Origin of the sequence: Brachybacterium sp. AOP24-D1-21 (genome assembly GCF_052378665.1) — a bacterium.
In the GTDB taxonomy this organism is placed as follows: domain Bacteria; phylum Actinomycetota; class Actinomycetes; order Actinomycetales; family Dermabacteraceae; genus Brachybacterium.
This window is the reverse complement of sequence record NZ_JBQSXX010000001.1, coordinates 2,080,637-2,100,109: the sequence shown is the minus strand read 5'-3', so window position 1 is coordinate 2,100,109 and position 19,473 is coordinate 2,080,637. Positions and strand designations below refer to the sequence as shown.

The following is a 19,473-nucleotide window of genomic DNA, read 5'->3' as shown; positions in this document are numbered from 1 at the left end:
GATGCAGGCATGGTGAGCGCACGACAGAGCACCCACCCAGGCACCACCGCACAGGATCAGGCGACCGCAGAGGACCACGTGATCCTCATGGAGGAGGACGGAACTCCTCGAGGGCTGGCTCCGCGCGCCACGGTCCACTCCACCGCCACTCCCCTGCACCTGGCCTTCTCCTGCTATGTGGTGCGGCCCGACGGACGGGTCCTGCTCACCCGGCGCGCACTGACCAAGCGCACCTGGCCGGGGGTATGGACGAACTCCTTCTGCGGCCACCCCCGCCAGGGCGAAACCTTCGCCGAGGCGATCGCGCGGCATGCCATGCACGAGCTGGGCATGGAGGTCGGCCCTCCCCGGGAGGTCCTGCCCGACTTCCGCTACCGGGCCGTGGACGCCTCCGGCATCGTCGAGAACGAGATCTGCCCGGTCTTCGTCGCTGCAGCCGGGAGCGAGCCGGTGCCCCATCCCGCGGAGGTGATGGATCTGCGATGGGTCGACCCCGCGGAGCTCGCCGCTCTCGTGGAGCTGTCGCCGTGGACCCTCAGCCCGTGGACGACAGCCCAGGTCCCGCAGCTCCGCGAGGTCCTGGAGCGCATCCCCGCGAGCACCTCATGAGCACGGTGCACCACCGGGCCGTCGAGCAGGAGATCCAGCGACAGCTGCGCCTCGGAGCGACCAGGCCCGGCACTCTGCCGCTGCCCGACCACGATGACCTGTGGGCAGCCTTCTCCCGCGCCACAGGCGGCGGCAAGCGATTTCGGCCGAACCTGCTGCTCGCCACCCACGAGGCGCTCGGCGGATCCCGCGGGCCTGCTGCGGTCCAAGCCGCCGCCGCCCTCGAGCTGATGCATACCGCCTTCGTGGTCCAGGACGACGTGATCGATGGCGACCAGGTGCGCCGCGGGGCACCCAGCCTTCCGGGCGGGATCGCGGCCGACGCCCGACACCGGGGAGCCGGTGCGAGCGAGGCGCAGCGGCTCGGGGAGGCGGCCGGCATCCTCGCGGGCGATCTGGGGCTGGTGGCGGCACTGCGCGCCATCGTCAGGTGCGAGGCCCCTGCTCCCGTGGTCGAGCGCCTGCTCGACCTCTTCGAGAGCACCCTGCACGCCACGGCCGCCGGTGAGCTCGCCGACGTGCGCCTCCAGCTGGGCCCGGCAGATGGTCCCGTGGTGCTCCGCGAAGCGCTCGCGGTGGCCGAACTGAAGACCGCCCTGTACTCCTTCCAGCTGCCGCTGCGCGCCGGCGCGATCCTGGCCGATGCCTCCCCCGAGGTGCTCAGCGCACTCGACGAGATCGGGAGCCTGCTCGGCATCGGGTTCCAGTTGTTCGACGACCTGCTCGGCATGTTCGGCGACGAGCGACGCACTGGCAAGAGCGCCCTCGGCGACCTGCGGGAGGGCAAGCGCACGGCGCTGATCGCCCATGCCTCGACCACGGATATCTGGCCGTCACTGGAGCCCTTGCTGGGGCGCGAGGACCTGGGCGAACAGGAGGCGCAGCGCGCCCGGGAGCTGCTGACCGCCGGCGGATCCCGCGCCTGGGTCGAGGACCTCGCCCGGTGGCACGTGAGCAGCGCCGCAGAGGCGGCCGCGCGTCACGACCTGCCGCCCGGCCTCGTCACCTCCCTCGACCTCGCGACCGCGGAGATCCTCCGCGCCGCGGAGCTCACGCTTCCCACGTCCGCCCCTCAGCACGCACCGCCATCGCCCGCTCCCCGCAGACGGGCAGAAGAGGAGCTTCCCGCATGAGCACCCCCGCTCCACATGCTGCCCCGCTGGTCCTGGTCACGGGTGCCAGCGGGTACATCGGCGGCCGCCTGGTCCCCGCACTGCTCGACGCCGGATTTCGCGTGCGCGCGATGGCGCGCCACGCCGACCGACTCCAGGACCGCCCCTGGCGGGACCGGGTCGAGGTGGTGGAGGCCGACGTCCAGGACCCGGCGAGCCTGGAGGCCGCGCTCGACGGAGTCGACGTCGCCTACTACCTGATCCACGCGATGGGCGGCGGCCGCAGCTTCGCCGACCGCGACCGGCAGGGCGCTCGTTCCTTCGCCGACGCCTCCGCACGGGCCGGCGTGGGGCGCATCGTCTACCTCGGCGGCATCCATCCCGACGGCGAGGAACTCTCGACGCACATGGCCTCCCGCAAGGAGGTCGGCGACATCCTGCTCGCCGGCGCAGTCCCCGCGGTGGTGCTGCGAGCGGCAGTGATCCTCGGCTCCGGCAGCGCCTCCTTCGAGATCATGCGCCACCTCGCAGAGCGCCTGCCGGTGATGATCGCCCCGCAGTGGCTGCGCAATCGGATCCAGCCCATCGCCGTGCGCGACGTGCTCCACTATCTCGTCGGCGCGGCCCGGCTCGACGGCGCACCGAATCGCACCTTCGACGTCGGCGGGCCCGACGTGCTGACGTTCGCCGAGCTGCTCCAGGCCTACGCCCGAGCGGCCGGGCTCCCGCAGCGGCGGATCCTCACTGTGCCGGTGCTGACCCCGCGGCTGGCCAGCCACTGGATCGGCCTGGTCACGCCGGTGCCCACCGGCATCGCGCGCCCACTGGTCGAATCGCTCATCCACGAATCGGTCGCCGCCGAGGCGGATCTGCGCGCGCTGATCCCCGCCCCCGAGGGCGGCCTGACCAGTGTGGATCGTGCGATCGAGCTGGCCCTGGCTCGCGTCCGGGAGCTCGACGTCGCCACCGCCTGGCACTCCGCCACACCCGCCGGCGCTCCGTCCTCCCCGCTGCCCGAGGACCCCGAATGGTCCGGCGGCATCGTGCGAGGGGACGAGCGGCAGCGCCCCGTCGACGCCTCCCCCGAGACCCTGTGGGCAGTGCTGGAGGGCATCGGCGGCCGACGGGGCTGGTACTCCTGGCGCCTGGGCTGGATCTCGCGCGGGCTGATGGACCGCCTCGTGGGCGGGCCCGGCCTGCGCCGCGGTCGCCGCCACCCCGACAAGCTGGCCGTCGGCGACGCCCTGGACTGGTGGCGGGTCGAACGCCTCGAACGGGGCCGCCTGCTGCGCCTGCGCGCCGAGATGAGAGTGCCGGGACAGGCGTGGCTCGAGCTCGGCGTCCAGGAGGCCGACGACGGCGGCTCGATCCTCCACCAGCGCGCGATCTACCATCCGCACGGACTGCTCGGCGACCTGTACTGGTGGGCCGTCTGGCCCTTCCACGGGATCGTGTTCGGCGGCATGCAGCGAAATATCGCCCGCGCCGCAGAGGCCGCGCCGCCTGATAGCCGCCGCGCCGTGAATACCGACACCGACACCGACACCGACACCGAGGAGACAGCATGACCCGCCCCCCGCGTCCGCTCGCCCGTCAGCTCGCCGTGACCGTCAGCTTCCTGCTGGCGATGGTCGGCACCGCGATCGGCGTCGGCGCCTTCGGTGGCGACCCGATCGCCGAGGCCGCAGGCGGTCTGCTCGCCGCAGACTCCACCCACCTCGCGCCTGCCGGCTCCGCCTTCACGATCTGGTCCGTGATCTACGTGGGCCTGGGCGCCTACACCCTGTGGCAGTGGTGGGACCGGCGCGATGCGCGCGGCATCGCTCCCGGCGCGATCCTCTCGCTGCTGCTGAACGCGGCGTGGATCCTCACCATCCAGGCCGGCTGGGTGGCGCTCAGCGTGGTCGTCATCGCGCTGCTGCTGGTGGTCCTCGCCGACCTCTTCCGTCGGATCGCGGCCACGCCGCCGGGCGGACTGCCGGAGCGGATCGTCGTGGACGGCACCTTCGGCCTGTACCTCGGCTGGGTGAGCGTGGCGACCTGTGCGAACATCGCTGCAGCGCTCAAGGGCGCCGGATTCCTGGGGTTCGGCGTCCCCTCGCTTCTGGCCGTCGCGGTGCTCGCGGTCGTCGCCGTGATCGGGGTGGGGCTCACTCTCGCCGGCCGGCGGCCGGTCGCGGCACCGCTGGCGATGATCTGGGGCCTGGCGTGGATCGCCGTCGGGCGGGCGACGGACGAGCCCCATGCCCCGGGCGTGGCGATCGCCGCCGCGGCGGTCGCGACCGTGATCGCCCTCGCGGCCGCCGCGCAGTGGCTGCGCCCGCAGCGCGGAGCGTCCGCACTCGCCGGTCGGAGCGAGCGATGAGCCGGCACACCACGGTGGAGATGCCGACCAGCCGCTACGACCTGGTCGCCCAGCGCAGCGCCGGCTGCGTGATCGCCGGGTACTCCACCTCCTTCGGCTGGGCGACCCGGCTGCTGGACGAGCCGGTGCGCACCCACGTGCGCAGCATCTACGCGCTGGTCCGCATCGCCGATGAGACGGTCGACGACCCGGACCCCTCCTTCTCGGTCGCGGAACGGTCCCAGCTGCTGGAGGACCTCGCCGCCGAGACCGCACGCGCGGTGGCCGGCGCCCGCTCCACCAACCTCGTGGTGCAGGCCTTCGCCCTCACGGCCCGGCGCTGCGGCATCGGCCCCGACCTCCTCGACCCCTTCTTCGCGTCCATGCGCGCGGATCTCGCGGTCTCCACGCACGACGAGGCGAGCCTCGCGGAATACGTGCACGGCTCCGCCGAAGTGGTGGGGCTGATGTGCCTGCGGGTGTTCCTGGGCGGGGACGAGGCCGCCTACGCACGGCTCGCCCCGGCGGCGAGCGCACTCGGCGCCGCCTTCCAGAAGGTGAACTTCCTGCGAGACCTCGCCGAGGACCATGATGAGCTGGGGCGCACCTACTTCCCCGGCCTGGAGATCGAGCAGTTCGGCGACGCCGAGCGGGACCGCCTGCTCGACGACATCGACACCGACCTCGCCCATGCCGCCACCGCCATCCCCCATCTGCCCGCCTCGAGCCGTCGCGCGGTGGCCGCCGCCCACGGCTTCTACAGCGCTCTCTCACGCCGGCTGCGCGCCACCCCGGCGCAGCAGATCCGTCGCGCCCGGGTGCGGGTCGCCGACTACGAGAAGGCAGCGATCCTCGCCCGCACCCTGCTCGGGGTGAGCCGATGAGCGCCGCATCCGGGACGCGCCGGACCGCCGTGGTGATCGGCGGCGGCATCTCCGGCCTCGCCACCGCTGCCCTGCTCGCCCGCGATGGCTTCTCGGTGGATCTGGTGGAAGCTCGTGAGCAGCTCGGCGGCCGCGCCGGCAGCTGGGAGCGGGACGGATTCCGCTTCGACACCGGCCCCTCCTGGTATCTGATGCCCGAGGTCTTCGACCACTTCTTCCGCCTGCTGGGGACCTCCGCCGCCGAGCAGCTCGATCTGCAGGGACTGGATCCCGGCTACCGGGTGTTCTTCGAGGGGCATGAGGATCCGCTGGACATCCGCGCCTCCGCCGCGCGCAACGCCGATGCCTTCGAGGAGATCGAACCGGGCGCGGGCCTGCAGCTGGCGAAGCATCTCGACTCGGCCGCCCGCACCTACGACGTGGCCCTCGAACGCTTCCTCTACACCTCGTTCACCTCGCTGCGACCCTTCCTCTCCGCGCGGGTCGCGCTGCAGGCACCGCGTCTGCTGCAGCTGCTCACCGAGCCGCTCGAGCGCTTCGTCGCGCGCAGGTTCCGAGACCCGCGGCTGCGGCAGGTGCTCGGCTACCCGGCGGTGTTCCTGGGGTCCTCCCCGGACCGCACCCCGAGCATGTACCACCTGATGAGCGCCCTGGACCTCACCGGCGGGGTCAAGTACCCGCAGGGCGGGTTCACCCATCTGATCGGCGCGATCACCGACCTCGCTGCCCGTGAAGGCGTGCGGATGCACACCTCGACCCGCGCCACCCGGATCCTCACCACCGCTGATGCTGCGCGGCTCGGTGGTCGGCGCCGACCGCGGGCGAGCGGCGTCCAGGTGCAGGGGCCCGATGGGAGAACCCGCACGCTGCCCGCCGACGTGGTGGTCGCCACCGCCGACCTGCACCGGGTGGAGACCACCCTGCTGCCGCGGGACCTGCAGACCTTCCCCGACTCCTGGTGGCGGCGACGCACCCCCGGGCCCGGGGCGGTGCTGGTGATGCTCGGGGTGGAGGGCGCGCTGCCGCAGCTGGCGCACCACACCCTGCTGTTCACCCGCGACTGGCATGAGAACTTCAGCGCCCTGCGCGAGGGGCGTGTGCCCTCCCCCGCCTCGACCTATGTATGCCGCCCCTCGGCCACCGATCCGTCGGTCGCCCCTGCCGGGCACGAGAACCTCTTCGTGCTGGTGCCCGTTCCCGCTGATCCCGGGCTCGGGCGCGGCGGGCTGGACGGCGCCGGCAGCGTGGCGGTGGAGCGGGTGGCCGACGAGGCCATCACGATGCTCGCCGAGCAGGCCGGGATCCCGGATCTGGCCTCCCGGATTGTGGTGCGCCGCACCGTGGGCCCCGCCGAATTCTCCGAGGATCTCGGCGCCTGGCAGGGCAGCATGCTCGGCCCCGCGCACACGCTGCGCCAGAGCGCCTTCTTCCGCGCCGGCAACGCCTCGAAGAAGGTCGACTCGCTGCTCTACGCCGGATCCAGCACGATCCCGGGCATCGGGCTGCCGATGTGCCTGATCAGCGCGGAGCTGGTCGCCAAGCGACTGCGCGGCGACCGCTCCGCCTCCCCGCTGCCCGAGCCCGAGTCCGAGTCCAAATCCAAGCCAGAGTCCGAGCCCGAGCCCGAGCCCGCCGAGGAAGTCATCGCATGACCTCATCGGTGTACCTGATCGGCCTGCTGGTCCCGTCGCTCTGCATGGGGCTGCTGGACCGACGCTTCGGGCTGGCACTCTGGCGCGCGCCGCGCCGCACCCTCCTGGTGCTCGCCCTGGGCATCGGATACTTCCTGCTGTGGGACCTCGCCGCGATTGCGGCCGGACACTACGGGATGGGGCAGAGCGCGCTGATGACCGGGATCATGCTCGCCCCCGAGCTGCCGCTCGAGGAGCTCGTGTTCATCACCTTCCTGTGCTACTTCACCCTGGTGACGTGGGGACTCCTGGCGAGGCTGGGCCGGCGCCTCAGCGACCCCGCCCGGCGCACGGCCCTGTCGGCCCTGTCGGCCCCGCCGGCCCCGCCGGCCCCGCCGGCCCCATCGGCCCTTTCGGCCCCGCCAGCCCCGACCCTCGAGGAGGAGCGATGAGCTACGCAGCCCTCGCCGGCCTGTTCCTGATCGGCCCCATGCTGGCCACCGCCCTGGCAGTGGTGCTCCGCCGCCCCGGCTGCCGCTGGTGGCTGCTCACGGGCGCCACCATCGCTGTGCTCCTGGTGATGACCGTGCTGTTCGATTCGCTGATGATCGCGGTCGATCTGTTCCGCTTCGAGGAGTCGCTGCTGCTGGGCCCGCGGATAGGGCTGGCCCCGGTGGAGGACCTCGCCTGGCCCCTCGCGGCCGGGCTGCTGCTGCCCTCGCTATGGCTGCTGCTGACCCCGGAGCGTGAACGATGAGCGGCGCGCCCGCCGGCATCCGGGCGGCGACGCAGCTGCTCGCCTCTTCGCGCCCGCTGAGCTGGATCAACACCGCCTACCCCTTCGCCGCCGCGTACCTGCTGGCCGGAGGGAGGGTGGATGCGCCGCTGGTGATCGGCACGCTGTTCTTCCTGGTGCCCTACAACCTGCTGATGTACGGCGTGAACGATGTGTTCGACCACGAATCCGACCTCCGCAACCCCCGCAAGGGCGGCGTCGAGGGCATCGTCCTGGACCAGCGCTGGCATGCGGTGACGCTGTGGTCGGCAGGGCTGCTCGCGCTGCCGTTCGTGGTGGCGCTGCTGGCCTGGGGCGGGCTGACCTCCGCGGTGGTGCTGGTGATCGTGCTGGTCGCGGTGGTCGGCTATTCCGCACCGGGGCTGCGGCTGAAGGAGCGGCCGGTGCTGGACTCGATCACCTCCTCCACCCATTTCATGGGTCCCGCAGCGTTCGGACTGGCCCTGACCGGGGCACCGGTGGGAGTGACCGCGGCGGCGAGCCTCGCAGCATTCTTCTTGTGGGGCATGGCCTCCCATGCCTTCGGCGCGGTCCAGGACGTCCAGCCCGATCGGGCCGCGGGCATCGGCTCGATCGCGACCGTGATCGGGGCTGCGGCGACGGTGCGGGTCTCGATCGGGCTGTACGGCGCCGCCGGCCTGGTCATGCTGCTGGCCGGCTGGCCGGCAATGCTCGCGGGGCTGCTCGTGCTCCCCTATCTCCTCAGCACCTGGCCCTTCCGCTCGCTGCCGGACGAGCACGCAGTGCTGGCCAATCGGGGCTGGCGCCGGTTCCTGTGGCTGAACCTGATCACCGGGTTCCTGCTCACCCAGCTGCTGATCTGGCTCGCGCTCACCCGCTGACCGGGATCCGCCCTACCGTGGCAATGCCCGATGATGGCACCGTGCCCCGCCGCTGCCGGGCACCGCCGCCAGGACAGGAGCCACACGATGAGATGCGCATTGGTCACGGGAGCCTCCCGCGGGATCGGCCGTGCCACCGCGATCGCGCTGAGCGAGCGAGGGGAGCGAGTGGCCGTGCACTACGGCACGAATCGGGATGCTGCAGAGGAGACCCTCACCCTGCTCCACGGGAGGGGCCATGTGCTGGTGGGCGGGGATCTCTCCGATCCGGCGAGCGCGCAGCGGGTCGTCCAAGAGGCGCAGGACGGGCTGGGACAGATCGACATCCTGGTCAACAACGCCGGCATCGCCCCCGGCGAGAGCACCGACCACCCAGTGGCCGACGTCGACTACGCCACCTGGCAGCAGCGCTTTACGCGGATGCTCGACGTCGATCTCACCGCGCCCGCGAACCTGTCCTACCTGGTCGCCCGGTCGCTGATCGCCCGCGAGGCACCCGGAGTGATCGTGAACGTCGGCTCGCGGGGTGCCTTCCGCGGAGAGCCGGACGCCCCCGCCTACGCCGCAGCGAAGGCCGGGCTGCACGCCCTGGGCCAGTCGCTGGCCCTCGCACTGGCGCCGCAGGGCATCGCGGTCGCCTCGGTGGCGCCAGGGTTCATCGCCACCGAACGCCAGCACGCGAAGCTCGAGGGCCCAGCCGGGGAGGCGCTGCGGGCCCAGAGCCCGTTCGGACGGGTGGGGACGGCCGAGGAGGTCGCCGCCGCGATCCTCTACCTCACCTCCCCCGCCGCGCAGTGGGCCTCGGGCACGATCCTGGACCTCAACGGCGCCTCGCACCTGCGCACCTGAGTTCTGCCCACTGACCGTGCAGACCGGCCTTGCTGACTGACCGTGCTGACAGGAGGTGCAGACCTGGGATCTATCATGTGCGAATCCAGCGTCCCCGCCACCCGAGGCACCCTCCGCGCTGGCGATCCCCTCCGGCCCGGCCCGCACGCCGTCAGAACTGGAAGCATCCCTATGCCGCGGAAGTCCACTCGCCCGACAGTCGCCACCATCGCCGGTGACCTCGGCATCTCTGCCGCCACAGTGAGTTACGCGCTCAATGACAAGCCGGGAGTCAGCGCCGCATTGCGCGAGCGGGTCCTCGAGCACGCCCGCACCGTCGGCTGGACCCCGCACTCCGGCGCTCAGGCGCTGCGCCGCGGGCGCAGCGGAAACATCGGACTGGTGCTGGTCAGGGATCCCGAGGAAGTCTCCCGCGAACCGTTCTACTCCTCGGTCACCGCAGGCATCGAATCTGCGACGTCCGCCCATGGCTATGAGCTGATGGTCCGCTTCGTGACAGGCGGCGGCAGCCAGGAGGCCGAGGTGTTCCGCACCTGGGCACGCCAACGCCGAGTCGACGGGGTGGTGCTGCTCGACCTCGCCCAGGACGACCCTCGCCCGGCGCTGCTGGAATCCCTGAACCTCGCATTCGGCCTGCTCGGCCACTATCAGGGCCCCGAGAATTTCGTGAGGGTGGAATCTGCCGAGTGGCCGGACGCCCGCACGGTGATCGATCATCTCCTCGAGCGCGGTTACGACGGCTGCATCCAGCTCACGGGTCCGGCCGGCTACGCCCACGAGGAGCGCCGTCGCACCCGGATCCAGGAGCTGTGCGCCGAGCACGGGCTTCCCCACAGCTGGGCCTCCGGTCGCTACACGATCGACGGCGGGCGCTCCGCCTTCGCGCAGGCGGATTGCGCCGTGAGCGCCCGGCCGGCGATCATCGCCTCGAGCGACCTGCTCGCGATCGGCGCGCTGCGCAGCGCCCAGGAGGCCGGCATCGACGTGCCCCGCCAGCTGGGACTGATCAGCTGGGACGACTCGCTGATCGCTGAGGTGACCTCGCCTGCGATCACCGCCCTCTCCCGGCGCCCCTTCGAGATGGGGCACAGCGTCGGAGACCTGCTGGTGCGCCAGATCGAAGGCCAGGACGACATCGAGAAGGTGCTGGAGGTCGCTGAGGCGACGCTGATTCCCCGCGCCTCCACCGGCAGCTGAGTCCCGGCCCAGAGCCCCGCTCTGCTGTCGCCCCCGGCGGACACCAGCCTGCCGTCACCACCCGTCGGCACCACCCTGTTGACACACGATGCGTCTCGTGGCGATACTGACCGAATCGATTAAGTACTGAATCGATTCGGCAGCCACTCCGGCCACCGATCCAGCGAGCGACCTGCCGGCGATCCAGCGGGCGGTCCGCAACCCATCCGACCCGTCACAGCCGACGGTGCACCAAGGAGAACTCCGATGCGACGACGCACACTTCTGTCCGCAGCCCCGCTCGCCGCCGTGACCGCCGCGGGCCTCGCCGCCTGCGGCTCCGGCTCCGGCTCGGGCGGCTCGAACGACAGCCCGGACAAGCTCACCTACTGGGCCTCCAACCAGGGCACCAGCCTCGAGAACGACAAGGAGGTGCTCACCCCCGTCCTGGAGAAGTTCACCGAGGAGACCGGCATCGAGGTGTCCCTCGAGGTGATCGGCTGGGCGGACCTCCAGACCCGCATCCAGACTGCGATCACGTCCGGCCAGGGTCCCGACGTGCTGAACATCGGCAACACCTGGGGAGTCAGCCTCCAAGCCACCGGCGGTCTGCTCGAGCTGGGTGATGCCGAGTTCGAGGCGCTCGGCGGCCGCGACCGCTACGTCCCGGCCGCGCTCGCCACCGGCGGTGCGGTCGACACCGACCCCACCTCGATCCCGCTCTACGGCCTCGCCTACGGCATGTACTACAACGTGAAGATGTTCGAGGATGCCGGCATCGAGCCGCCCACCACCTGGGAGGAGATGGTCGAGGCCGCCAAGGCCCTGACCGATGAGGCCAACGGCGTGTACGGCATGTCCCTCGCCGCGGGCTCGTACACGGAGAACAACCACTTCGCGTTCATCAACGCCACCCAGAACGGCGCCGCCCTGAACACCGCGGACGGCAAGCCCTCCTTCACCGAGGACGGCGTGGTCGACGGCATCATGCGCTACCTGGATCTGATGCAGGAGCACAAGGTCGTCAACCCCTCCAACGCCCAGTTCGACAACGGCACGATGTCCGTCACCGCCTTCGCCAATCTCGAGGCCGCGATGATCATCAACCAGAACAATGCCAACGCGACCATCGAATCCAACGGGATGGCCCCGGAACAGTTCGCCGCGGTCCCCTTCCCCGCCCCGGCCGATGCCCCCAGCGACTGCGCCTCGCACCTGGCCGGCATCAACCTCGCGATCATGCAGGACACCGAGAACGTGGAGGGCGCCCTGAAGTTCCTGAACTTCATGACCTCCACGGAGACGCAGGCCGAGCTGGGCAAGCCCTTCGCCTCCCTGCCCGTGCTCGCAGACGGTGAGCCCACCTTCACCGAGGACACCGAGCAGGCCGCCATGTTCATGGAGATCTACGGCGAGCGCGCCGAGCCGCTGCCGCTGGTGCCGTGGGAGGACCAGTTCGAGACCTCCGTGGGCCAGGCGATGAACAACATGTTCGCCACCATCGCCACCGGCGGCACCGTCAGCCGCGAGGACGTCGTCACCGCCATGCAGACCGCGCAGGACTCGATCCGCATCTGAGGCTCCGAGGGGCCGACGGGGGCACGCTCCCCCGTCGGCCGCCGCGCGCCCGCCACCCCGACGAAGAGAGTCCCATGACCAGCCTGATCGCCCCGAAGGGCACCAAGGCGCCGCCGGAGCGTCCCGACCGGCCCAGCCCCCGACGCCCCCGCCATCACCTGTTCCCGTACCTGATCATCGCGCCCGCGATGCTGCTCGAGCTGCTGATCCACATCGTTCCGATGGCCACCGGGTTCTGGATGAGCTTCATCGAGCTGACCAAGTTCTTCATCCGCCGCTGGACCGAGGCCCCGTTCGCCGGGCTGGAGAACTACCAGATCGCGGTGGATCTGAACACCCCCGTCGGTCAGGAGCTGCTGAACTCCTTCCTGGTCACCCTCGCCTTCACGGCGCTGGTGGTGGGCATCAGCTGGGGACTGGGGATGGCCGCAGCCGTGGCCCTGCAGCGTCCCTTCCGTGGCCGCGGCATCTTCCGCACCCTGTTCCTGATCCCCTACGCCCTGCCGCTCTACGCCGCGGTGATCACCTGGAACTTCATGCTCCAGCGGGACACCGGCGCGGTGAACCATCTGCTGGTGGACCAGCTGGGCCTGATGGACCAGGCCCCGTTCTGGCTGATCGGCGACAACGCCTTCATCTCCGTCGTGGTGGTCGCGATCTGGCGCATGTGGCCCTTCGCGTTCCTCATGTTCATGGCCGGTCTGCAGTCGGTCCCCGGCGAGCTGTACGAGGCCTCCGCGATGGACGGCGCGAGCCCGCTGCGGCAGTGGCGCTCGGTGACTCTGCCGATGCTGGGCCCGGTCAACCAGACCCTGCTGCTGGTGATGTTCCTGTGGGTGTTCAACGACTTCAACACCCCCTATGTGCTGTTCGGCACCGCGCAGCCTCCGGCCGGTGACCTCATCAGCTTCCACATCTACAACGCCTCGTTCCTGTCCTGGGACTTCGGCGTGGGCAGCGCGATGAGCGTGCTGCTGCTGCTGTTCCTGCTGGCGGTGTCGCTGGTGTACCTCTACTTCACCCAGTGGAAGAAGGAGAAGCGCAATGCGTGAGACCGTCGGAGAGAAGATCTTCCGGATCATCGTGCTGATCGGGCTGACCGTGTTCGTCGCGGTGCCGCTGTGGGTCATGGTCACCACCTCGATGAAGCCGCTGGGCGATGTGCAGTCCGGGTTCTCCTGGATCCCCTCCACCATCACCTTCGCACCGTTCGTCGAGATGTGGTCGACGGTGCCGCTGGCCCGCTACTTCATGAACTCGCTGATCGTCACGACGGTCGCCACCGCGTTCAGCGTGGTCGTGGCGACCCTCGCCGCCTACGCCGTCTCCCGCTGGCGGTTCCGCGGCCGGGGCCCGTTCATGACCACGGTGCTGTCCACCCAGATGTTCCCCGGTGTGCTGTTCCTGCTGCCGCTGTACCTGATCTTCGTGAACATCGATGCGACCTTCGGGATCCCGCTGGTGGGCACCCGCATCGGGCTGATCATCACCTACCTGACGTTCTCGCTGCCGTTCGCGATCTGGATGCTGGTGGGCTACTTCGACGGCATCCCGCGGGAGCTGGACCAGGCCGGCAAGGTGGACGGCGCCGGCAACCTCACCATCCTGCTGCGCATCATCCTGCCCGCCGCCCGCCCGGGCATCGTGGCCGTGGCGATCTACGCCTTCATGACCGCCTGGGGAGAAGTGCTGTTCGCCTCCGTGCTGACCACGGAGGACACCCGCACCCTGGCCGTGGGCCTACGGCAGTACGCCACGCAGACCAACGTCTACTGGAACCAGGTTCTCGCCGCCTCGCTCGCGGTGTCGATCCCGGTGGTCGTGGGCTTCCTGATGATGCAGAAGAACTTCGTCGCCGGGCTCACCGCCGGCGCCGTCAAGTAGCCCCGCCTCTCCCCACCATCCATCCCCACCGCTCTTCCCGACCCCGAGAGGATCCCCATGGAGATCTCCGTCCAGATGTACAGCGTGCGCGAGGCCCTCGCGATCGACTTCCCCGGCACCGTCGCCCGCCTGGTCGAGCTCGGCCTCACGCACGCCGAGCCCTACCACCTGCTGGAATACCGCGATGAGCTGGTGCGCGCCCGGGAGCAGTTCCCGATCGACTTCCCCAGCGCCCACCAGTCCTTCCTGGGCGAGGTGGACTTCCCCGAGGTCCTCGAGGCCGCCCAGGCAGTCGGCGTGAAGTACCTGATCGACCCGTTCTGGAACCCTGAGGACTGGACCGACGCCGGCAAGGTGCGGGCGCTCGCCGAGACGCTCAACCGGCGCGCCACCGCTGCGGCCGAAGCAGGGATCCGCGTCGGCTATCACAACCACCATTTCGAGCTCGCCTCCCAGCTCGAGGGCCGCAGCGCCCTGGAGCTCTTCGCCGACGAGCTGGACCCGCAGGTCATCCTCGAGATCGACACCTACTGGGCGGCGGTGGGCGGCGCAGACCTCCCCACCCTGCTGGGCACCCTCGGCGAGCGCGTGCAGCTGGTGCACCTCAAGGACGGCGACCTCTCCGAGGACCCCGCCGCACAGCTGCCGCTGGGCTCCGGGAAGATGCCGCTGGCCCAGACCCTGGACGCCTCCGCACAGGTCGCCTACGGCGTGATCGAGTTCGATGACTTCGCAGGGGACATGTTCGAGGGCATCGCCGACTCGATCGCGCACCTGCGCACCGCCGTCTGACCGGGGCCACCACCCCAGCACTCCTGCGGTCCTGACCGCTCTGCTCATGCACGCCACACGCTTCTCTGCACCACGAAGGAATCCATTCATGACCGTTCAGCACGCCACCGGACCTGTCGGCGTCGGCCTCATCGGCGCCGGCACCATCTCCACCCAGTACCTCGAGCACCTCACCTCCTTCCCAGACGTGATCGTGCACATCATCGGTGATCTGATCCCCGAGGCCGCTGCACAGCGCGCCAAGGAATTCAGCATCCCCGCCTCCGGCACCACGCAGGACGTGCTGAGCCATCCGGAGGTCGAGATCGTCATCAACCTGACGATCCCCACCGCGCATGCGGAGGTCTCCCAGGCGATCGTGGCCGCGGGCAAGCATGTGTGGACCGAGAAGCCGATCACCACGGTTCCGGCCGACGCGAAGGCCCTGCTCGAGGCGGCGGAGCAGGCGGGCGTGCGGGTGGGGGGCGCCCCCGACACCGTGCTCGGTGCCGGCATCCAGACCGGTCTGCGCACTCTGCGCGACGGCTCGATCGGCACCCCGGCCAGCGCCCTGACCCTGTTCCAGTCCCCCGGGCCCGAGTCCTGGCACCCCAACCCCGCCTTCCTGTTCCAGGAGGGTGCCGGGCCGCTCTACGACATCGCCCCGTATTACGCGACCACCCTCGTGCTCGCCCTCGGCCCGGTCACCTCGGTCAGCGCCGTCGGCTCCAAAGCCCGTGAGCAGCGCACCATCGGCTCCGGCCCCAAGGCCGGAGAGGTCTTCGATGTCACCGTCCCCACCCAGGTCGCAGCGCTGCTGAGCTTCGCCTCGGGCCAGAATGCGACCGTGCTGCTGAGCTTCGACTCCCCGCACTCCCGCACCGGGTTCGTCGAGGTGTACGGCACCGAGGCGACCCTCGCCTTCCCCGACCCCAACGTCTTCGACGGCGACTCTGCGCTGACTCAGTACCGCGGCGAGGCGCCGACCCCGATCCCCGCCACCGGTGCCACCACCGGGCGCGGCCTGGGCGTGCTGGAGATGGCCCGCGCGATCCGCGCCGGAGTCCCGCACCGTGCGCAGGGCGAGATCGCCGCGCATGTGCTGGACATCATGGTGGGCATCGAAACCGCCATCGCCGAGGGCTCGATCGTGGAGATCAGCTCGACCTTCGCCGAGGTCGAGCCGATGCCCGCCGACTTCGACCCCTTCGCCGCGACGCTGGCGCGGGTTCCCGCCGACGCCTGAGGCGCCGGGCCCCACCCCGGCGTGCGCAGCGCGCCGGGGTAGGGCGGAGGTCGCGGCGATCGCTTACGTTGGTCCCATGACCTCCGAGCACCCCCTGCACGTCCGGGCCGACGACGTCGCCCCCGTCGATGAGGATCTCGTCGAGGAGCTGCGTGGCCTCCTCGGCGAGGTCAGCGGGTTCGTGCAGCTCGCCGAGAGGTTGGCGCTGCTGTCGGACCCCCGCCGCCTGCAGATCCTGTTCTGCCTGCACGCCCATCCCGGGGTCCGTAGCTCGGACCTCGCTCGGGCGATCCAGGCGCATGATTCGACCACCTCCCATGCGCTCGCGCTGCTGCGGGAGGCGGGCTGGGTGCGGGCGCAGCGCTCCGGGCGCGAGGTGCGCTACGAGCTGGCCGACGATCTCGCCCACGAGATCCTGCACGCCCTGGGCTCCGACCACCTGCCCGGCGTCGACCATGCCCACACCCATCCTCACGGCACTCCGGGTGGTGCACCGGACCACCCGAAGCGGGCTGCCGGGGGCCGCTGAACTGCCCTCAGCAGTCCCGGCGAGCCACCCTCCGCGGCGGGACCGCGCTGGGCTCCCGGTGCGGACCCCGGCAATCTCCGGCACGGCCCCTCGCGCGACCCTCCGATAGTTGTAAGGTCGTGCAAGTGATTCGGCTAGCGGAGGGAGGGTGCATCGTGCATGCAGCCCTCGGGAACCTGGAGATGGCGGACCCCTCCCTGTCCGACCAGCCACCTCACTCCCCCGATGTGCTCGGGGTGCGCTCTCGTGCTCGCCGGTCCGCCCTGGTGCTGGTAGGTCTGTTCATTGCTGGCGCGCTCAGCCTGCTGATCTGCCTCGGCGTCGGCCCGGTGTCGATCTCCCCCGGGATCACCGCGCAGGTGATCGCCCAGCACCTCGGGCTGCCGGTGACGGTCTCGTGGGAGGCCGCGACGGATTCCATCGTCTGGAATGTGCGTCTTCCGCGGGTGCTGATGGGGGCTGCCGTCGGCGCGTGCCTCGCGATCAGCGGCGCCGCCCTGCAGGCGATGGTGCGCAATATGCTCGCCGACCCCTACATCCTCGGGGTCTCCGGCGGCGCCTCCACGGGCGCCGCCGCCGCGATCCTCTTCGGAGTCGGCGCAGCGTTCGGGGAGTACGCGCAGTCCGTCCTCGCCTTCCTGGGTGCGCTCGCAGCGGCGCTGCTGGTCTTCGTCATCGCCCGGGCCGGCGGGCGGGTCACCTCGCTGCGGCTGCTGCTCTCCGGGGTGGCCGTCGGCTACGCGCTCACGGCCGTGACGAACCTGCTGATCTTCTCCTCAGACTCCGCCGAGGGCTCGCGTTCGGTGATGTTCTGGATGCTGGGCTCGCTGTCCCTGGCCCGTTGGAACGCTTTCCTGCTGATCGCGGTGCTCGCCGCCGTGCTCGGTGTGCTCGTGATGGTCTTCGGCGCCCGGGTGCTCGATGCGCTGAGCGCCGGGGACGAGATCGCGCATGGCCTGGGGATCTCGCCGGACCGCGCCCGGATCGGCTTCCTGCTGGTGGTCTCGCTGTGCACCGCGGCCGCGGTCTCCGGCGCAGGAGCGATCGGCTTCGTGGGCCTGGTGATCCCGCACCTGGCACGGCGCCTGGTCGGGGCGCGGCACCGGGTGCTGATCCCGGCGAGCGCTCTGCTGGGCTCCCTGTTCCTGCTGTGGGCCGACGCCTTCGCCCGCGTGGTCATGCAGCCCCGCGAGCTGCCGATCGGTGTCCTCACCGCGGCGATCGGTGCCCCTTTCCTGCTCCTGCTGGTCCGGCGCCTCTATTCGCGCCAGGGATGAGCGACGTGCTCCGTCCCCTACCCCGTCGCCCGTCCCGCAGAAGGAATCTCATGGAACGCACCGCCCGCCGCACCGCCGTCGGCCCCCTGAACCGGCGCACCGCACTGGCCGGACTGACCGGGCTGGTAGGGCTGGTCGGGCTCACCACCGCCTGCAGCTCCGATGCGGGAGACGCCGGCTCCCCCTCGGACGGCGCCTCCGGGAGTGACGCCGCAGGAGGCTTCCCGCTCGAACTCACGAACTGCGAGGCGACGCTGACCTTCGAGACCCCGCCGGAGCGGATCGTGCTGCTGGAATCCGCGCCGGTGACCACGCTGGACGGCATCGGGGTGCTGGACAAGGTCGTCTCCCGTGCCGGGGCCTTCCCGCTCGGCTACTACGGGGAGGATCTCACCGCCCGCATCGAGGCGATCCCGGCCCTGTCCGAGGACATCGACGCCTCCGGCCATCTGCTGATCTCCCAGGAGCTGGTGATCGCGCAAGACCCAGATATCGTCTTCGGTCTACCCGACGGGGTGACCCGAGAGGTGATGGCCGATGCAGGCGCCGGGGTCGTCGTCCAGGACATCTTCTGCGGCGGCGGGAGCGAACGAGCGAGCTTCGAGACGCTGTACTCGACGATCGGCACCTACGGCCGGATCTTCGATCGCGCCACGGAGGCCGACTCCCTGACCACCTCGCTGCAGGAGCGCGTCGCCGAGGTCTCCGATTCCGCACAGACCCTCACCACCACGACTGCTGCGGTGCTCTACCCCTCCCTCGGCGGCGGGCCGCTGTTCACCTACGGCGCCGGCTCGATGGTCACGGCGCAGCTGGACGCCCTGGGCATCGAGAACGTCTTCGCCAGCACCGCGGAGCGCGTGTTCGAGGTCAGCGCCGAGCCGCTGCTCGCGGCGGACCCCGACGTGCTGATCGTGCTCTACCAGGGCGAGGGCGACGGCATGGACCTCACCCAGGAGATGATCGCCCAGGATCAGCTCTCCGGCCTGCGCGCCGCACAGGAACAGGCGGCGCTGCCGCTGCTGTTCAACTTCGCCGAGCCCGCGTCGCCGCTGGTGGTGGACGGGTTGGAGAGGATCCACGAGTGGCTGCTCGAGCTCGAAGGATGACCTCCGACACCTCCTCCGGCTCCCAGGACGTGCCGGTCCTCGAGGCTCGCGGCCTCCGGCACTCCTTCGGCGCCACCGAGGTGCTGCGGGGAGTGGATATGACGGTCACGGACGGCGAGGTGCTCGGGCTCGTCGGCCCCAACGGCAGCGGCAAGACCACCGCCCTGCGGATCCTGCACCGCGCTCTGGTCCCGGACGCCGGGCAGGTGCGGCTCGCGGGCCGTGACCTGGCCGAGCACTCCGGACGAGAGCGGGCGCAGCAGATCGCGGTGATGGCACAGGAACTGACCGGGGAGGTCCCGCTGAGCGTCGCAGATGTGGTGCTGTTGGGCCGGGTCCCCCATGCCGGGGCCTTCGGCTCGACGACCGGCGAGGATCTACGGATCGCGACCGAGGCTCTGACCAGCGTCGACGCCCTGCACCTGGCGCGGCGCGAGTTCGGAATCCTCTCCGGAGGGGAGAAGCAGCGCGTGCTGATCGCGCGGGCGCTCGCCCAGCAGCCCCGGCTGCTGCTGATGGACGAGCCCACCAACCATCTGGACATCGGCTCCCAGCACCACGTGCTGCAGATCGTGCGCGAGCGGGGCCTGGCGACGGTCGTGGTCCTGCACGACCTGAACCTCGCCGCCCGCTACTGCGACCGGGTGATCGTGCTCGCGGACGGCATCGTGCTGGCCGACGGCCCTCCCCGCGACGCACTCGCAGCCGGGCTGGTCAGCGCCACCTATGAGGTCACAGCCGAACGCGCCACGGCCGACGACGGCACCCCCCAGTTCCTGTTCCGCGGCCGCGGGCCATCTCCCGAGGGCACCGTCTAGACAGCACCGTCTGGACAG

General features: G+C 70.8%; 20 protein-coding genes. All 20 read left to right on the top strand.

What is annotated here, in order from left to right:
* Positions 1-9 precede the first annotated feature (9 nt).
* Entirely contained in the window at positions 10-609 is a 600-nt protein-coding gene (idi, locus tag ACT3UF_RS09390) for an isopentenyl-diphosphate Delta-isomerase (RefSeq protein WP_442332169.1), read from the top strand.
* Positions 606-1,742 carry a polyprenyl synthetase family protein gene (locus ACT3UF_RS09385; protein ID WP_442332168.1) on the top strand — a complete coding sequence of 379 codons (1,137 nt, stop codon included), beginning with the start codon at positions 606-608 and terminating at the stop codon, positions 1,740-1,742. The genes idi and ACT3UF_RS09385 overlap by 4 nt, the downstream gene beginning before the upstream one ends.
* Complete coding sequence (locus ACT3UF_RS09380; protein ID WP_444601027.1) at positions 1,739-3,289, top strand: SDR family oxidoreductase; 1,551 nt, start codon at positions 1,739-1,741, stop codon at positions 3,287-3,289. Before ACT3UF_RS09385 ends, ACT3UF_RS09380 begins: the two co-directional genes overlap by 4 nt.
* The gene (locus ACT3UF_RS09375; protein WP_442332166.1) at positions 3,286-4,086 is read left to right on the top strand and encodes a tryptophan-rich sensory protein; all 801 of its coding nucleotides are present in this window, start codon (positions 3,286-3,288) and stop codon (positions 4,084-4,086) included. Before ACT3UF_RS09380 ends, ACT3UF_RS09375 begins: the two co-directional genes overlap by 4 nt.
* A complete protein-coding gene (locus tag ACT3UF_RS09370) occupies positions 4,083-4,949 on the top strand; it encodes a phytoene/squalene synthase family protein (protein ID WP_345081829.1) in 867 nt (288 codons plus the stop codon). Before ACT3UF_RS09375 ends, ACT3UF_RS09370 begins: the two co-directional genes overlap by 4 nt.
* Positions 4,946-6,601 carry a phytoene desaturase family protein gene (gene crtI / locus ACT3UF_RS09365; protein ID WP_444599100.1) on the top strand — a complete coding sequence of 552 codons (1,656 nt, stop codon included), beginning with the start codon at positions 4,946-4,948 and terminating at the stop codon, positions 6,599-6,601. The genes ACT3UF_RS09370 and crtI overlap by 4 nt, the downstream gene beginning before the upstream one ends.
* The gene (locus ACT3UF_RS09360) at positions 6,598-7,032 is read left to right on the top strand and encodes a lycopene cyclase domain-containing protein (RefSeq protein ID WP_442332164.1); all 435 of its coding nucleotides are present in this window, start codon (positions 6,598-6,600) and stop codon (positions 7,030-7,032) included. Before crtI ends, ACT3UF_RS09360 begins: the two co-directional genes overlap by 4 nt.
* On the top strand, positions 7,029-7,337 hold the full coding sequence (locus tag ACT3UF_RS09355; RefSeq protein WP_442332163.1) for a lycopene cyclase domain-containing protein: 309 nt from the start codon (positions 7,029-7,031) through the stop codon (positions 7,335-7,337). Before ACT3UF_RS09360 ends, ACT3UF_RS09355 begins: the two co-directional genes overlap by 4 nt.
* Positions 7,334-8,218, top strand: coding sequence for a prenyltransferase (locus ACT3UF_RS09350; protein ID WP_442332162.1), 885 nt, complete (start codon positions 7,334-7,336; stop codon positions 8,216-8,218). Before ACT3UF_RS09355 ends, ACT3UF_RS09350 begins: the two co-directional genes overlap by 4 nt.
* An 87-nt stretch (positions 8,219-8,305) precedes the next feature.
* Positions 8,306-9,067, top strand: coding sequence for an SDR family NAD(P)-dependent oxidoreductase (locus tag ACT3UF_RS09345; protein WP_442332161.1), 762 nt, complete (start codon positions 8,306-8,308; stop codon positions 9,065-9,067).
* 171 nt (positions 9,068-9,238) lie between these two features.
* A complete protein-coding gene (locus ACT3UF_RS09340) occupies positions 9,239-10,264 on the top strand; it encodes a LacI family DNA-binding transcriptional regulator (RefSeq protein ID WP_444599101.1) in 1,026 nt (341 codons plus the stop codon).
* Between the two features lie 246 nt (positions 10,265-10,510).
* Entirely contained in the window at positions 10,511-11,821 is a 1,311-nt protein-coding gene (locus tag ACT3UF_RS09335) for an ABC transporter substrate-binding protein (protein ID WP_442332159.1), read from the top strand.
* A 74-nt stretch (positions 11,822-11,895) separates the two neighbouring features.
* On the top strand, positions 11,896-12,873 hold the full coding sequence (locus ACT3UF_RS09330) for a carbohydrate ABC transporter permease (protein ID WP_442332158.1): 978 nt from the start codon (positions 11,896-11,898) through the stop codon (positions 12,871-12,873).
* The gene (locus ACT3UF_RS09325) at positions 12,866-13,705 is read left to right on the top strand and encodes a carbohydrate ABC transporter permease (protein WP_345081801.1); all 840 of its coding nucleotides are present in this window, start codon (positions 12,866-12,868) and stop codon (positions 13,703-13,705) included. The genes ACT3UF_RS09330 and ACT3UF_RS09325 overlap by 8 nt, the downstream gene beginning before the upstream one ends.
* A 57-nt stretch (positions 13,706-13,762) precedes the next feature.
* Positions 13,763-14,497: a sugar phosphate isomerase/epimerase family protein gene (locus tag ACT3UF_RS09320; protein WP_441446297.1), complete on the top strand. Its 735-nt coding sequence runs from the start codon at positions 13,763-13,765 to the stop codon at positions 14,495-14,497.
* Between the two features lie 88 nt (positions 14,498-14,585).
* A complete protein-coding gene (locus ACT3UF_RS09315) occupies positions 14,586-15,722 on the top strand; it encodes a Gfo/Idh/MocA family protein (RefSeq protein WP_441446298.1) in 1,137 nt (378 codons plus the stop codon).
* A gap of 76 nt (positions 15,723-15,798) precedes the next feature.
* Entirely contained in the window at positions 15,799-16,251 is a 453-nt protein-coding gene (locus ACT3UF_RS09310; protein ID WP_441446299.1) for an ArsR/SmtB family transcription factor, read from the top strand.
* Between the two features lie 155 nt (positions 16,252-16,406).
* The gene (locus tag ACT3UF_RS09305) at positions 16,407-17,528 is read left to right on the top strand and encodes a FecCD family ABC transporter permease (RefSeq protein WP_441446300.1); all 1,122 of its coding nucleotides are present in this window, start codon (positions 16,407-16,409) and stop codon (positions 17,526-17,528) included.
* 50 nt (positions 17,529-17,578) lie between these two features.
* Positions 17,579-18,637 (top strand): ABC transporter substrate-binding protein, encoded by a 1,059-nt coding sequence (locus ACT3UF_RS09300; RefSeq protein WP_441446301.1) that lies wholly within the window; start codon positions 17,579-17,581, stop codon positions 18,635-18,637.
* Complete coding sequence (locus tag ACT3UF_RS09295; protein WP_442332157.1) at positions 18,634-19,455, top strand: ABC transporter ATP-binding protein; 822 nt, start codon at positions 18,634-18,636, stop codon at positions 19,453-19,455. The genes ACT3UF_RS09300 and ACT3UF_RS09295 overlap by 4 nt, the downstream gene beginning before the upstream one ends.
* Positions 19,456-19,473 lie beyond the last annotated feature (18 nt).